The sequence below is a fragment of the Pseudomonas sp. URMO17WK12:I6 genome, assembly GCF_003253625.1.
In the GTDB taxonomy this organism is placed as follows: Bacteria; Pseudomonadota; Gammaproteobacteria; order Pseudomonadales; family Pseudomonadaceae; genus Aquipseudomonas.
In genome coordinates this window covers 58,613-72,660 of sequence record NZ_QKYZ01000019.1, presented here as the reverse complement: position 1 = coordinate 72,660, position 14,048 = coordinate 58,613, and the positions used below count along the sequence as shown (strand labels likewise).

Here is a 14,048-nt window from a genome sequence, read left to right as displayed (position 1 = left end):
TCGCTTCTGTGCGTCAGACCCGTTCGATCGCCAGGGCCAGGCCCTGACCGACACCGACACACATGGTCGCCAAGCCTTTCTTGCCGCCCGTCTTTTCCAGTTGATGCAGTGCAGTCAGTACCAGACGCGCACCGCTCATGCCCAGCGGATGGCCCAAGGCAATGGCGCCACCGTTCGGGTTAACCTGGGCCGCGTCATCCGCCAATCCGAGTTCACGCAGCACCGCCAGACCCTGGCTGGCGAAGGCTTCGTTGAGTTCGATCACGTCGAAATCGTTGACCGCCACGCCCAGGCGCTCAGTCAATTTACGCACCGCCGGCACCGGGCCGATACCCATCACCCGTGGTGCGACGCCGGCGCTGGCCATGCCGAGCACTTTGGCGCGGGCGGTCAGGCCGTGTTTTTTCACGGCTTCGGCCGAAGCCAGGATCAGCGCTGCAGCACCGTCGTTCACACCGGAGGCATTGCCGGCGGTGACGGTTTTGTCGGGGCCGTTGACCGGTTTGAGTTTGGCCAGGGTCTCGAGTGTAGTGTCGGCACGAGGATGTTCGTCCTGGCTGACCACTGTTTCACCCTTCTTGTGGGCAATGCGCACTTCAACGATTTCTTCGGCGAAAAATCCTGCGGCTTGCGCGGCGGCTGTCCGTTGCTGACTGCGCAGTGCGAAAGCGTCCTGATCCTCGCGGGAAACCTGGTAATCGTCGGCCACGTTATCGGCGGTTTGCGGCATTGCATCGACGCCGTACTGGGCTTTCATCAGCGGGTTGATGAATCGCCAGCCGATGGTGGTGTCTTCCAGCTTCATGTTGCGCGAAAACGCCGCGTCCGCCTTGCCCATCACGAATGGCGCGCGGGACATCGATTCGACGCCACCGGCAATCGCCAGCTCCATCTCACCGCTGGCGATGGCCCGAAACGCAGTGCCGATAGCGTCCATGCCCGAAGCGCAGAGGCGATTGAGGGTGACGCCAGGAATGGTTTCCGGCAGCCCCGCCAGCAGCAACGCCATGCGAGCCACGTTGCGGTTGTCTTCGCCGGCCTGGTTGGCGCAACCGAGGAACACCTCGTCCACCGCGTTCCAGTCCACCGACGGGTTGCGCGCCATCAGCGCCTTGATCGGCACCGCGGCCAGGTCATCGGCGCGAACCGCCGACAGGCCACCGCCGAAACGGCCGATGGGGGTACGAATCGCGTCACAGATATAAACGTCACGCATCAGGCTTCTCCGGGTGCTTGGCCGTGGGCCGCCGCAGTGCGGGCTTCCAGATCACGCAGCGCGGTCAATTCGACTTCGGTTGGCTCGGCAGTGTTTTCAACGGTGTCGGCAAAACGAATCGCCCAACCGGTGGCCGCGATCACTTGCTCGCGGGTCACCCCTGGGTGCAACGCGGTGACCACGAATTCATGGGTGCCGGCTTCGGGTTCCATGATGCACAGGTCGGTAATAATGCCGACAGGACCGGCGCCCGGCAGGCCGAGACGTTTGCGCGAATCACCGCCCTCGCCATGACCAACCGAGGTAATGAAGTCGAGCTTGTCGACGAACGAACGCGCCGACTGCTTGAGGATGATCAGCACGCTCTTGGCGGAACCGGCGATCTCCGGCGCGCCACCTGCACCCGGCAGGCGAACTTTTGGCTGATGGTAGTCGCCGACTACCGTGGTGTTGATGTTGCCGAAGCGATCGACTTGCGCGGCGCCGAGGAAGCCGACGTCAATACGCCCGCCCTGCAGCCAGTAGCGAAAAATCTCGCCGGTCGGGACGACGGTGTCGGCGGTTTCCGCCAGCTCACCGTCACCGATCGACAATGGCAGTACGCTTGGCTTGGCACCGATCGGACCCGATTCGTAGATCAGGACTACATCGGGCGAGGACGTCAGTCGCGCCAGGTTGGCGGCTTTCGACGGCAGGCCGATACCAACGAAGCACACCGAACCGTTTTTCAGGCGGCGGGCGGCGGCGACGGTCATCATTTCATTGGTGGTGTAAGTCATTACTTGGCCTCCGAAGCAGCGGCCAGCTTGGCCTGGAACTCGCTGAAGTCAGCGCAGCCGTGGATGTACTCGTTGATCCACGCGGTGAAGGTTTCACGGTCGCGGGCAATCGGGTCCCAGGCCTGGTAGAAGCGGTTGTCACGCTCGGTGTAACCGTGGGCGTAGGACGGATGCGCGCCGCCCGGTACGTGGCAGACCGCGCTCAGAGCCCAGGTCGGCAGCACGCAAGCGTTCATCGGTGCATTGAGGTCATCGACGATTTCTTCGACGGTGACGATGCAACGCTTGGCCGCCAGCGCCGCTTCTTTCTGCACCCCGAGAATGCCCCAGAGCAGCACGTTGCCTTGGCGGTCGGCTTTCTGCGCGTGAATCACGGTGATGTCCGGGCGCACCGACGGCACCGCCGCCAGCACTTCGCCGGTGAACGGGCACGTGACGGTCTTGATCAGCGGGTTGACCTTCGGCAGGTCGGAACCGGCGTAGGCTCGCAGCACCGCGAACGGTAAGCCCGAAGCGCCCGCGACGTAGGCATTGGCCAGGTCGGCGTGGCTGTGCTCTTCGATTTCCAGCGCATGCGGCCACTGCCGCTCGACTGCGTCGCGCAGACGGTGCAGCGAACCGACGCCAGGGTTGCCGCCCCAGGAGAAAATCAGTTTGCGAGCACAACCGGCACCGATCAACTGGTCGTAGATCAGGTCAGGCGTCATCCGCACCAGGGTCAGATCTTTCCTGCCCTGGCGAATGATTTCGTGACCGGCCGCCGTAGGAATCAGGTGAGTGAAGCCTTCGAGCGCGACGGTATCGCCGTCGTTGACGAACTGCTTCACCGCGTCATGCAGCGAAAGGATTTCAGCCATGGGGCAGGCTCCCGTTTTGTTATGAACCGACAGTGTGGGAAAAAGGCGCCGATGCGCAGCGCCGGAATGACTGAAGATTAAGCCCCTGGAACAACCCAAACAATCCGATAATCGACTGAGTGTTCGTTTATCGAACAGATTGTTACCTCGCTACCGATCCCAAAAAAGCATTTCAGATCGTTCCCACGCTCGGCGTGGGAACGATCACTCTCAAGCCGGATCAGGTCGCATCCGCATGGCTGACCATGCCCTTGATCACCACCGCCGTGGTCGCCAACGCGGCCGGAATCACCAGCGCCGTCAACACCTGCTCGAAGTTCCAGCCCAGGCCCAGCAACGTCGCGCCCATCCACGCCCCGAGGATCGCGCCGAAGCGGCCAATCCCAAGCATCCACGACACACCGGTCGCCCGCCCTTGCGTCGGGTAAAAACGCGCCGCCAGCGACGGCATTGCCGATTGCGCGCCGTTGACACACATCCCGGCCACCAGCACCAGGGTCGCCAGCACGGCGATGTTGCCCAGGCTCTGCCCTACCGCGTAGGCAAACACCCCAGCCAATAGGTAGAAAGTGCCGATGACCTTGTGCGGATTGAACCGGTCCATCGCCCAACCCACGCCCACTGCGCTCAACACCCCACCGAGCTGGAACAGCGCACCAATGAATGCGGCCTGCTCCATGCTCGCGCCGCTGTCACGCATCAGCGTCGGCAACCAACTGGTCAGCAGATAAACAATCACCAGCCCCATGAAGTACGTCAGCCAAAGCAACAATGTGCCGGTGCTGTAAGTGCCGGAGAAGATCACCGCGAACACATTGCGTGCCTTCACGGTTTTCTGTTCCGGCACGCTGAAGCTCGAAGCCTGGGCCACCAGCGCTGGGTCGATCGGTGCCAGGGCCTTGCGCACTTTGTCGGTACCGCGATTGCGCACCACCAGATAACGCGCCGATTCTGGCAACCACAACAGCAAAACGACGGTGAGCATCAGCGGCAGAATCCCGCCGATCATCAACAGGCTGTGCCAGCCGAAGGCCGGGATCAGTTTGGCCGAGATGAAACCGCCCCCGGCCATGCCGAGGTTGAAGCCGCAAAACATGCTGGTCACCAGCAGGGATTTCTTGCGTTCCGGGGTGTATTCGGACAGCAGCGTGGTCGCGTTCGGCATGCCGGCGCCCAGGCCCAGGCCGGTGAGGAAACGCAGCACCAGCAGTTGATCGACATTGGTGCTGTAAGCCGATGCCAGGCTGAACGCACCGAACAACAACACCGCGCCTACCAGTACGACTTTTCGCCCGAAGCGGTCAGCCAACGGCCCGGAACCCAAGGCGCCAAAGACCATGCCGATCAGTGCCGCACTCATCACCGGGCCGAGGCTGGCACGATCGATGCCCCAGTCCTGGGACAATGCCGGCGCGATAAACCCCATGGCCGCGGTGTCGAGGCCATCGAGGAAGACAATCAGGAAACACAGGATCACCACCCGCCATTGGTAGCGCGAAATGGGTTGAGCGTTGATGAAGGACTGCACGTCGAGGCAGTTCCCTACAGCAGACTGAGGCTGGTTCATTATTTTTATTCCACGCAAAGAACGCAGTCGAACAAGTGCCAGCCGAGGCTGACGCTGTCACAAGAAAAGAAGGTCGGGATCAGGCGATCCGGTTTCGGCAGCTAAGCCGGTGGGAACAGCGACAGTGGGGAAACGTGCACATGACGATGCCTCTTCTCATTATTATTGGGTCGTCGTCCGGCAACCGGCCGAGGGCCAGCAGCGCCGGATGACGCTGCCGCGACATTAATGATCCGAGAGAAACAGCGTCAATTCGATAAACGCGACTCTGTGCGTTTATCGAACAGCTTAGGCGAACAGCTGCGCACTCAAGTCGCGGCTGGCACTCAACAGACCTGGCAGGAAACGTTGCTCCAGCTCGCTGCGGCTGACCCGGCCGGCATGGGTGCTGACGTTCAGCGCCGCCACTACCTGGCCAGAAGCGTCATACACCGGCACGGCAATCGAGCGCAGGCCTTGCTCCAGTTCCTGATCGACGATGCACCAGCCTTGTCGCCGTACTTCTTGAAGGCATTCGAGCAAGGCTTCGGGGGTATGCAGGGTGCGACTGGTCTTGGCTTGCAAGTCTGCATGGTCGAGGTATTCGCGCAGCGACGTGTCGTCCAGCGCGGCGAGCAGAATCCGGCCCATGGAGGTGCAATAGGCCGGCAAGCGCCCACCCACCGAGAGGTCGACGGAAATCAGCCGCTGGGTAGTCGCCGAGCGCGCAATGTACAAAATGTCATCGCCCTCCAGCGTGGCCATGTTGCAGGCCTCGTGCAGTTGCTCGCTCATGCGGTCCAGGTACGGCTGGGCAGACACCGCCAGTGGAGTCGACGACAGATAGGCATGGCCCAGGGTCAAGACTTTGGGCAGCAGCGAATAGGTGCGCCCGTCGGTGGTGGCGTAGCCGAGCTTGATCAGCGTATGCAGGCAACGTCGCACAGCGGCGCGGGGAATTTCCGTGCGGTGGCTGATCTGTGCAATGGTCAGGTGCCGCTTGCGCTCCTGGAACGCTTGCACCACCGCCAGGCCACGGGCCAGGGAAGTCATGAAATCCGGGTCACCGGTCAGGGCCTGGATTCGCTTGGCGGGCGAGGCGACGATCGGCGGCGCCACTGAAGCGAAGGAATTGCGCATTTGATCGTTCATATCAGGTTCCCCACACGGATCAGCGACTATTACAAGCGGCCCCGGTCTGACACACAAGCCAGCGGCTGCCAGGATTGGGCGATTATCGAACCACAGACCGATAATCGCAATCGTGCTGCGTGCATTCAGCCATCCTGCTTTCACTCACCCACAATACGGTTGTTATTTTCGGTCACTGGTTTAAAGGAGAACGATGTAATAATTTGTCCGGCTTAATGGCGCCAGAAAGTCACCACTGCAACTGGCATCAGTCCACCGTAGTTACCGGCAAGTTGCGAGCAACAAAACAATCACACATGAGGAACTACTTTTAACTGCCAAGAGATAGTGTTCTTCGAATCGACCGCTATAATGCATTTCAGAGGCGACCGGTTTTTTTGTACCGATTCCGCCCGCCGGCAGCGCGATATCCATCGCCGCTGTCCGCAGCAAGCGCTTGACGCTCATTTAATATGTTCCGCCAACGCGCTCGCTGAAACAGGAGACTGATGCTGCGTCAGCTGTTTTTCTCTGGTGCCGTGGCCGCCTGCAACATTGAAGTATTGATTGTGCCGTGGGAACGATGTCGTATCAGGCATTGTCCTTTCGACGAGCATGGTCAATAGATCGATGCAGCGCGTTTCACCAGAATTAATCTCAACTCAATTAGGTAGCACTGTGACGAAAGACGAACTGCGCGCGGAACTTGAGCGCCAGGAACAACGTTACAAGGAAGTTTACGGCGGGGAAATCACCACCTACGCCGCTCAGCCCGAACCCGAACGCAAACCCTGGCGTAAACGCGCCACCGTTCAGGATCAGGCCTTCACCCAGGAATTGCAGAAGATGGAAAAGGAACTCAAAGCCGAAGAGCCATGACCGCCTCGACTTGAATCCTTTCAAGAGCCTGCGTCTGCACCCGTTAAAAACGGGTTGTATCGATGGTGCTTTTCGCGCCCGCTACAAGCGGGCAGCGGCTTCCTCATCCATTCGATGAGGCAAACGGCTCTTGCCTGACCTTCTTCTCAGATATTTCACACAAGCGTTCAAGCCTCTCGTCCCAACGAGAGAAACCCTTGTGGCAGCTGCCTTTCCAAGCGAATTCAATGACTTGTAGGCCCCTGAAAAACCCTGGGATTCAGGGGATTGCCACCCACTAATTCATTGAAGAATGTAACCGATGAGCAGCAAGTGCATCGATTATCAGTCTTTTCTGGCATAATCGCGCCCCCTTACGAACGGGTCAGAAAACCTTCATGATCGATTTATTCAGCGGACTGGATGCTTGGGTGCTTGTGAGCCTCTTGCTCGCCCTGGCCTTTGTCCTCGCCTTCGAGTTCATCAACGGCTTTCATGACACCGCAAACGCGGTGGCCACTGTTATCTACACCAAAGCCATGCCGCCTCATCTGGCGGTGTTCTTTTCCGGTGTGTTCAACTTCCTCGGCGTGCTGCTGGGCGGTGTGGGGGTGGCGTATGCCATCGTCCATCTGCTGCCGGTAGAACTGTTGATCAATGTGAACACCGGTCACGGGCTGGCCATGGTGTTCTCGTTACTCGCCGCCGCCATCACCTGGAACCTGGGCACCTGGTACTTCGGTATTCCGGCCTCCAGTTCCCATACGCTTATCGGTTCGATCCTCGGTGTCGGCCTGGCCAACGCCCTGATCAACGACATTCCGTTGGCCGACGGCGTGAACTGGCAGAAAGCGATCGACATCGGCGCGTCCCTGGTGTTCTCGCCGATGGCCGGCTTCCTCGTTGCCGCCCTGGTGCTGATCGGCCTTAAATGGTGGCGTCCGCTGTCCAAGATGCACAAGACACCGGAACAGCGCCGCAAGATCGACGACAAGAAACACCCGCCGTTCTGGAACCGTCTGGTACTGGTGATTTCGGCCATGGCGGTCAGCTTCGTGCACGGCTCGAACGATGGCCAGAAAGGTATCGGCCTGATCATGCTGGTGCTGATCGGTATTGTCCCGGCGCAGTTCGTACTCGACCTGGGCAGCACCACCTACCAGATCGAACGGACACGCGATGCAACCCTGCACCTGAGCCAGTTCTACAAGCGCAATGCCGATACGCTGGGTGAATTCCTGGCCCTGGGCAAAAGCGTGGAAGGTGATCTGCCGGAGAAATTCCGTTGCAACCCGCAACAGACCGAACCGACCATCGCCGCCCTGCTCGACACCCTCAAGGGTGTAGCTGACTACCACTCGCTGCCGGCGGAAAGCCGCATCGAAGTGCGTCGTTACCTGCTCTGCCTGGACGACACGGCGAAGAAAGTCAGCAAGCTGCCTGGCCTCGCTGCCCGTGAAAAGGCTGACCTGGACAAACTGCGCAAGGACCTGACCACCACCACTGAATACGCCCCGTTCTGGGTGATTCTGGCGGTCGCACTGGCCCTCGGCCTGGGTACCATGGTCGGCTGGAAGCGCGTGGTACTGACCATCGGCGAGAAAATCGGCAAGCAAGGCATGACCTATGCCCAAGGCATGTCGGCGCAGATCACCACCGCGAGCATGATCGGCCTGGCCAACATCTTCAGCCTGCCCGTCTCCACTACCCACGTCCTGTCCTCAGGCGTGGCCGGCACCATGGTCGCGAACAAAAGCGGCCTGCAAGGCGGTACTGTCAGAACCATCCTGCTGGCCTGGGTCCTGACCCTGCCAGCCACCGTAGCCCTGTCGGCCGGCCTGTTCTGGCTGGCCTCCAAGGCACTGGGCAGCTGATACACCGCTACTGAAAAAGGCGCGTTCCGTGAGGTTCGCGCCTTTTTTATTGCCCGCATTTCGGTATTAGATCGTTCCCACACTCTGCGTGGGAATGCAGCCCGGGACGCTCCGCGTCCCTTTCGATCGCACAAAAAAAAGGGCGACCGAAGTCGCCCAAAATGCCTTGCGTGCTCATTGCTCCAGAAAGAACTACGGTTTTCTCCGCTTATGCGAATCCTTCCAGATAAAAAAACCAAACCCTGCAAAAAACAGAACCATGAGGCCGACTGTCAGCACTCCGGCGATCACCACGTTATCGAAAAACATGACTGGCCTCCTGCACATGCTCTGTTGCGATGGGGCTAAGTTAACCAATCGGGCAGGAGAGAAAATTGACCGGGATCAATGCCGCCCGAGACTGGGCGTAAAGGAAGGGAAATAACTGACCTGCATCAACAGATGCAGGGTGTTTCAACGCTTTTTCGGTTTGTTCTTCGGCTTTTTCTTCGCTTTACCCAACGGCATGGCCTGCTCAAATGCCTGGCGCACTTCGTTCAGGCGCTTTTCATTAAGGTCATGAACCCGTTTGGCACGTTCAGAATTGAGGTCGATCAGCTTGTCATCTTGGCTCATGGCGTTCAGTGCATCGCTTGGAAATGAATTCAGCTGCCGGCTAAAGGCGACAGGATTACGCCAATAATGCGGTCTGGCGCGGGCGCTGACCAGCCTCCGACACTTCAGATCTCGATATCGACCCACAACCCCTGACGTGGCTGACTCTCCATCAACGGCACCACCGGCACGGTATTGTCGGCATTGAGCTCATTACCGGGGATCGCCAAATGCTCTTCAGGATCCTCATCGGCCTCGCGACGGCGCCGCTCCCGTTCCTGTTGCCGACGCTGCTCCTCGCGCAGCTGCAGGCCCGCCTCTTCCGGGTCGCGGTTTTGCAGGTCGATCGTGCTTTCATTGGAGCTTTCCTGCACCGACACCACGGGGGGAATATCCGGGCGCTGGCGGATCGGATCCTGCTGTGAAGTGATCGGCACGGCGCTCAAGGGGAGCATCGGTGGCAGCATATTTTTGGTCTCCTGTCAGCAGGCTGTCGGCTGCGGGGATGGCGACTTGAGCCATCGGTCGAAAACTTGTGACCCAGCGCACAGACAGGAGCTGCCGAAGGCTGCGATCTTTTCAGGACTTGAAGATCAAAAGATCGCAGCCTTCGGTAGCTCCTACTGAGTAATCCTTTGGCCCTGAAGGCTCATTCCGTTAAGATAGCCCGCTTTTTCAAGGTGGGAGTCAGGCAGCATGGCGCAGCAGTATCAACCGGGGCAACGCTGGATCAGTGACAGCGAAGCCGAGCTGGGTTTAGGCACCGTTCTGGCACAGGACGGCCGCTTGTTGACCGTGCTCTACCCGGCCACTGGCGACACTCGCCAGTACGCGCTACGGAATGCGCCCCTCACCCGCGTGCGGTTTTCGCCGGGTGACTCGATTACTCACTTCGAGGGCTGGAAACTGACCGTACAGGAAGTCGACGACATTGACGGCCTGCTGGTCTACCACGGCCTCAATGGGCAGAACGAAGTGGTCACCCTGCCGGAAACCCAACTGTCGAACTTCATTCAGTTCCGACTGGCGAGCGACCGTCTGTTCGCCGGCCAGATCGACCCGCTGGCCTGGTTCTCCCTGCGTTATCACACCCTGGAACACACCAGCCGCCAGTTGCAATCGTCGCTCTGGGGCCTGGGCGGTGTGCGCGCGCAACCGATCGCACACCAGTTGCACATCGCCCGTGAAGTCGCCGACCGTATCGCGCCGCGGGTTCTGCTGGCCGACGAAGTGGGCCTGGGCAAGACCATCGAAGCCGGTCTGGTGATCCATCGCCAACTGCTCTCGGGCCGCGCCAACCGCGTGCTGATCCTGGTGCCGGAAAACCTCCAGCACCAGTGGCTGGTGGAGATGCGCCGCCGCTTCAACCTGCAAGTTGCACTGTTCGATGAAGAACGCTTCATCGAAAGCGATGCCACCAACCCGTTCGAAGACACCCAGCTTGCCCTGGTGGCGCTCGAATGGCTGGTGGAAGACGAGAAAGCCCAGGACGCGCTGTTCGCCGCCGGCTGGGATTTGATGGTGGTCGACGAAGCGCACCACCTGGTGTGGCACGAAGACCAGGTCAGCCCTGAGTACTCCCTGGTGGAGCAGCTTGCTGAAACGATCCCGGGCGTATTGCTGCTGACCGCAACCCCGGAACAACTGGGCCAAGACAGCCACTTTGCCCGTCTGCGCCTGCTCGACCCGAATCGTTTCCATGACCTGCATGCCTTCCGCGCCGAGAGCGAAAACTATCGCCCGGTGGCCGAAGCCGTTCAGGAGTTGCTGGACAAAGGGCGCCTGTCGCCTGAAGCGCACAAGACCATTCACGGCTTCCTCGGCAACGAAGGCGAAGCCCTGCTGAGCGCAGTCAACGATGGCGATACCGAAGCCTGCGCCCGTCTGGTCCGCGAACTGCTGGACCGCCATGGTACTGGCCGCGTGCTGTTCCGTAATACCCGCGCTGCCGTGCAGGGTTTCCCGGAGCGCAAACTGCACCCGTACCCGCTGCCGTGCCCGGCCGAATACCTCGAACTGCCGTTGGGCGATCACATCGAGCTGTACCCGGAAGTCAGCTTCCAGTCCCAGCCGGACGCCAACGAAGAAGAACGCTGGTGGAAATTCGACCCGCGCGTCGAGTGGCTGATCGACACCCTGAAAATGCTCAAGCGCACCAAAGTGCTGGTGATCTGTGCCCACGCCGAAACAGCCATGGACCTGGAAGACGCCCTGCGCGTGCGTTCCGGCATTCCGGCCACGGTGTTCCACGAAGGCATGAACATCCTTGAGCGTGACCGCGCCGCCGCCTACTTCGCGGACGAAGAATTCGGCGCCCAGGTGCTGATCTGCTCGGAAATCGGCAGTGAAGGCCGTAACTTCCAGTTCTCGCACCATCTGGTGCTGTTCGACCTGCCGTCGCACCCGGACCTGCTGGAGCAACGCATCGGTCGTCTCGACCGGATCGGCCAGAAGCACGTCATCGAACTGCACGTGCCATACCTGGAAACCAGCCCGCAAGAGCGGCTGTTCCAGTGGTACCACGAAGCGCTGAACGCATTCCTCAACACCTGCCCGACCGGCAACGCCTTGCAGCATCAGTTCGGCCCGCGCCTGCTGCCGCTGCTGGAAGAGACCGACGATGGCGAGTGGAAAGCACTGATCGACGAGGCCCGCGCCGAGCGTGAGCGTCTGGAAGACGAACTGCACACCGGTCGCGACCGCTTGCTGGAACTCAACTCCGGCGGCGCGGGTGAAGGCGATGCGCTGGTCGAAGCGATTCTCGAACAGGACGATCAGTTCGCCCTGCCGATCTACATGGAAACCCTGTTCGACGCCTTCGGCATCGACAGCGAAGACCATTCGGAAAATGCTCTGATCCTCAAGCCCAGCGAAAAAATGCTCGACGCCAGCTTCCCGCTGGGCGACGACGAAGGCGTGACCATCACCTACGACCGCAACCAGGCGCTGTCTCGTGAAGACATGCAGTTCATCACCTGGGAACACCCGATGGTTCAGGGTGGCATGGACCTGGTGTTGTCCGGCTCGATGGGCAACACCGCCGTGGCGCTGATCAAGAACAAGGCGCTGAAACCGGGCACCGTGTTGCTGGAACTGCTCTACGTCAGCGAAGTGGTTGCCCCGCGTTCGCTGCAACTGGGCCGTTACCTGCCGCCGGCCGCCCTGCGCTGCCTGCTCGACGCCAATGGCAATGACCTGTCGGCCCGGGTGTCATTCGAAACCCTGAACGATCAACTGGAAAGCGTGCCCCGCGCCAGCGCCAACAAGTTCATCCAGGCCCAGCGCGACCAGCTGACGCCACGGATCAACGCCGGCGAAGAGAAGATCACCCCGCGTCACGCCGAGCGCGTGGCCGAGGCACAACGTCGCCTGGCGGCCGATACCGACGAAGAACTGGCGCGCCTGACCGCCTTGCAAGCGGTCAACCCGACCGTGCGCGACAGCGAACTGGTTGCCCTGCGCAAGCAACGCGAGCAAGGCCTGGCCATGCTCGACAAAGCGGCATTGCGACTGGAAGCGATTCGGGTGTTGGTGGCGGGCTAAACCGCCCTGCTCCGCCGCTATAAAAAAGGCCCGCAGCGATGCGGGCCTTTTTGCTTTCTGAGGATCTGTGGTGAAACAACCGCAGCCAAGATCGCAGCCTTCGGCAGCTCCTACAGGGGCCGCGTCGATCACGATGCCCTTGTAGGAGCAGCCGAAGGCTCGGGCCGCGATCGGACGATCTTTTGATCTTAAACCGCGGGCGCCGCAATCCCGGGTTCAACCACCGCCACCAACCCTTCCTTCATCCGCTTGGCATCCCTGACAAAACACCGCGACGCCAAAAACAGAAACACCATGGTGAAAAACAGCGCCACCGGGATCAGGTACATCGCGTCATGCAGGCCAACTGCCTTGAACGCCTCGGTCATCTGCTCGGCACCCGCCGAGAGCATCGCGGTATGGGCGAAGTGATCGGACAGACCGCCCACCACCACCGGCCCCAAACCACCGCCCAACAGATACAACCCGGCAAAGAACAACGCCATCGCCGTCGCCCGCAGGCGTGGTTCGACCACGTCCTGAATCGCCGTGTACACGCAGGTGTAGAAGTTGTAGGCGAATAACCACCCCAGGCTGAATACCGCGACAAATACCCCGATCTCGATCCGCCCGGCATGCAGCGCCCAAGCCGTGCACAACGTCGAAACGACCAGGCTGAATGCGGCGAACAGCAGTCGCCCGTTGGCCACCCGCTGGTGAATCTTGTCGGCAATCCATCCGCCTAATGTCAGGCCGAACAACCCGGTCACTCCGACGATCACCCCGGTCGCCACCGCCGCGTCCTGTAACGGCATCAGAAAATAACGCTGCAGCATCGGCACCAGAAACGAGTTGCAGGCATAGGTGGCGAAGTTGAAACAAAGCCCCGCCATCACCAGCCACAGAAAAGTCGGCACCGCCAGCACTCGACGGATCGGCCGGTCCACACGCTCCTGTGAAACCTGCACGCTTTCCGCCGCGCCACGTTTCGGCTCTTTGATGAAGAACATGAAGACCGCCAGGATCAACCCCGGCACCGCCGCGATAAAGAACGGCGCACGCCAGCTGTCGAACGCCTTCACCATCGCACCAATGGTGAAGAACGCCAGCAGCAGGCCCAGCGGCAAGCCGAGCATGAAAATGCCCATGGCCCGCGCCCGACGATGCGCCGGGAACAAGTCGCCGATCAGCGAGTTGGCAGCCGGCGCGTAACTGGCTTCACCGATGCCGATGCCCATCCGCACGATCAGGAAACTCCAGAAACTGCCCACCAACCCGTTGACCGCGGTCAGCCCGCTCCATGCCGCCAGGCCCCAGCCCATCAGTTTGCTGCGCGAGCCAGTATCGGCCAATCGCCCCAGAGGCAGGCCGGCAATAGCGTAGACGATGGTGAATGCAGTCCCGATGATCCCCAGCTGAAAGTCGCTGAGGTGCCATTCCATGCGGATCGGCTCGATGATGATCGCCGGAATGGTGCGATCGAAGAAGTTGAACAGGTTGGCCAGGAACAACAGGAACAGAATGCGCCAGGCATTCGCCGCTTGGGTCGAGTTCTGCATGGGTCCGTCTCTTTTTATTGTTGTTGGGGCCGTCACTGTCCCCGGAACCTCCAATCTAGTCAGGCCCGTCAGGGCTGTCTGTCATTATTCGCAAGGCTGATATCAGCCCATG

General features: G+C 60.5%; 13 protein-coding genes. 3 read left to right on the top strand and 10 right to left on the bottom strand.

What is annotated here, in order from left to right:
- Positions 1 to 13: 13 nt before the first annotated feature.
- The 6 genes from pcaF to F475_RS30265 form a co-directional block, all read right to left on the bottom strand.
- Positions 14 to 1,219, bottom strand: coding sequence for a 3-oxoadipyl-CoA thiolase (pcaF, locus tag F475_RS25970; RefSeq protein WP_173861175.1), 1,206 nt, complete (start codon positions 1,217 to 1,219; stop codon positions 14 to 16).
- Entirely contained in the window at positions 1,216 to 1,995 is a 780-nt protein-coding gene (locus F475_RS25965; protein WP_111455065.1) for a CoA-transferase subunit beta, read from the bottom strand. Before F475_RS25965 ends, pcaF begins: the two co-directional genes overlap by 4 nt.
- Entirely contained in the window at positions 1,995 to 2,852 is an 858-nt protein-coding gene (locus tag F475_RS25960; RefSeq protein ID WP_111455064.1) for a CoA transferase subunit A, read from the bottom strand. Before F475_RS25960 ends, F475_RS25965 begins: the two co-directional genes overlap by 1 nt.
- 220 nt (positions 2,853 to 3,072) lie before the next feature.
- Positions 3,073 to 4,419 (bottom strand): MFS transporter, encoded by a 1,347-nt coding sequence (locus tag F475_RS25955; protein ID WP_019647901.1) that lies wholly within the window; start codon positions 4,417 to 4,419, stop codon positions 3,073 to 3,075.
- A 288-nt stretch (positions 4,420 to 4,707) separates the two neighbouring features.
- A complete protein-coding gene (gene pcaR, locus F475_RS25950) occupies positions 4,708 to 5,550 on the bottom strand; it encodes a pca regulon transcriptional regulator PcaR (protein ID WP_007935836.1) in 843 nt (280 codons plus the stop codon).
- A 261-nt stretch (positions 5,551 to 5,811) separates the two neighbouring features.
- Entirely contained in the window at positions 5,812 to 5,997 is a 186-nt protein-coding gene (locus F475_RS30265; protein ID WP_138866217.1) for a hypothetical protein, read from the bottom strand.
- A gap of 210 nt (positions 5,998 to 6,207) precedes the next feature.
- Here F475_RS30265 and F475_RS25945 point away from each other — a divergent pair, with 210 nt between their 5' ends.
- Positions 6,208 to 6,408, top strand: coding sequence for a hypothetical protein (locus F475_RS25945; RefSeq protein ID WP_018926880.1), 201 nt, complete (start codon positions 6,208 to 6,210; stop codon positions 6,406 to 6,408).
- 377 nt (positions 6,409 to 6,785) lie between these two features.
- Positions 6,786 to 8,261 carry an inorganic phosphate transporter gene (locus tag F475_RS25940; protein ID WP_018926881.1) on the top strand — a complete coding sequence of 492 codons (1,476 nt, stop codon included), beginning with the start codon at positions 6,786 to 6,788 and terminating at the stop codon, positions 8,259 to 8,261.
- 192 nt (positions 8,262 to 8,453) lie between these two features.
- Here F475_RS25940 and ccoM read toward each other — a convergent pair whose 3' ends face one another.
- From ccoM to F475_RS25935, 3 genes are all read right to left on the bottom strand, one after another.
- A complete protein-coding gene (gene ccoM / locus F475_RS30920; RefSeq protein WP_018926882.1) occupies positions 8,454 to 8,570 on the bottom strand; it encodes a cytochrome c oxidase subunit CcoM in 117 nt (38 codons plus the stop codon).
- A gap of 144 nt (positions 8,571 to 8,714) precedes the next feature.
- Positions 8,715 to 8,876 carry a hypothetical protein gene (locus tag F475_RS30535; RefSeq protein ID WP_007935839.1) on the bottom strand — a complete coding sequence of 54 codons (162 nt, stop codon included), beginning with the start codon at positions 8,874 to 8,876 and terminating at the stop codon, positions 8,715 to 8,717.
- A gap of 104 nt (positions 8,877 to 8,980) precedes the next feature.
- Positions 8,981 to 9,322, bottom strand: coding sequence for a hypothetical protein (locus F475_RS25935; RefSeq protein ID WP_018926883.1), 342 nt, complete (start codon positions 9,320 to 9,322; stop codon positions 8,981 to 8,983).
- Positions 9,323 to 9,551: 229 nt separating this feature from the next.
- Between F475_RS25935 and rapA the strand changes: the two genes are divergently transcribed.
- Positions 9,552 to 12,398, top strand: a complete 2,847-nt coding sequence (gene rapA / locus F475_RS25930) for an RNA polymerase-associated protein RapA (RefSeq protein ID WP_018926884.1) — start codon at positions 9,552 to 9,554, stop codon at positions 12,396 to 12,398.
- A 188-nt stretch (positions 12,399 to 12,586) separates the two neighbouring features.
- Here rapA and F475_RS25925 read toward each other — a convergent pair whose 3' ends face one another.
- Positions 12,587 to 13,954 (bottom strand): MFS transporter, encoded by a 1,368-nt coding sequence (locus F475_RS25925; RefSeq protein WP_256597247.1) that lies wholly within the window; start codon positions 13,952 to 13,954, stop codon positions 12,587 to 12,589.
- Positions 13,955 to 14,048: the final 94 nt, after the last annotated feature.

Bases quoted from the DNA above. Each gene is read 5' to 3' on its own strand.
- F475_RS25960 (WP_111455064.1), bottom strand. From the start codon at position 2,852: ATGGCTGAAATCCTTTCGCTGCATGACGCGGTGAAGCAGTTCGTCAAC.
- F475_RS25965 (WP_111455065.1), bottom strand. From the start codon at position 1,995: ATGACTTACACCACCAATGAAATGATGACCGTCGCCGCCGCCCGCCGC.
- rapA (WP_018926884.1), top strand. From the start codon at position 9,552: ATGGCGCAGCAGTATCAACCGGGGCAACGCTGGATCAGTGACAGCGAA.
- ccoM (WP_018926882.1), bottom strand. From the start codon at position 8,570: ATGTTTTTCGATAACGTGGTGATCGCCGGAGTGCTGACAGTCGGCCTC.
- F475_RS25955 (WP_019647901.1), bottom strand. From the start codon at position 4,419: ATGAACCAGCCTCAGTCTGCTGTAGGGAACTGCCTCGACGTGCAGTCC.
- F475_RS25935 (WP_018926883.1), bottom strand. From the start codon at position 9,322: ATGCTGCCACCGATGCTCCCCTTGAGCGCCGTGCCGATCACTTCACAG.
- pcaR (WP_007935836.1), bottom strand. From the start codon at position 5,550: ATGAACGATCAAATGCGCAATTCCTTCGCTTCAGTGGCGCCGCCGATC.
- F475_RS25940 (WP_018926881.1), top strand. From the start codon at position 6,786: ATGATCGATTTATTCAGCGGACTGGATGCTTGGGTGCTTGTGAGCCTC.
- F475_RS30535 (WP_007935839.1), bottom strand. From the start codon at position 8,876: ATGAGCCAAGATGACAAGCTGATCGACCTCAATTCTGAACGTGCCAAA.
- F475_RS30265 (WP_138866217.1), bottom strand. From the start codon at position 5,997: ATGAGCGTCAAGCGCTTGCTGCGGACAGCGGCGATGGATATCGCGCTG.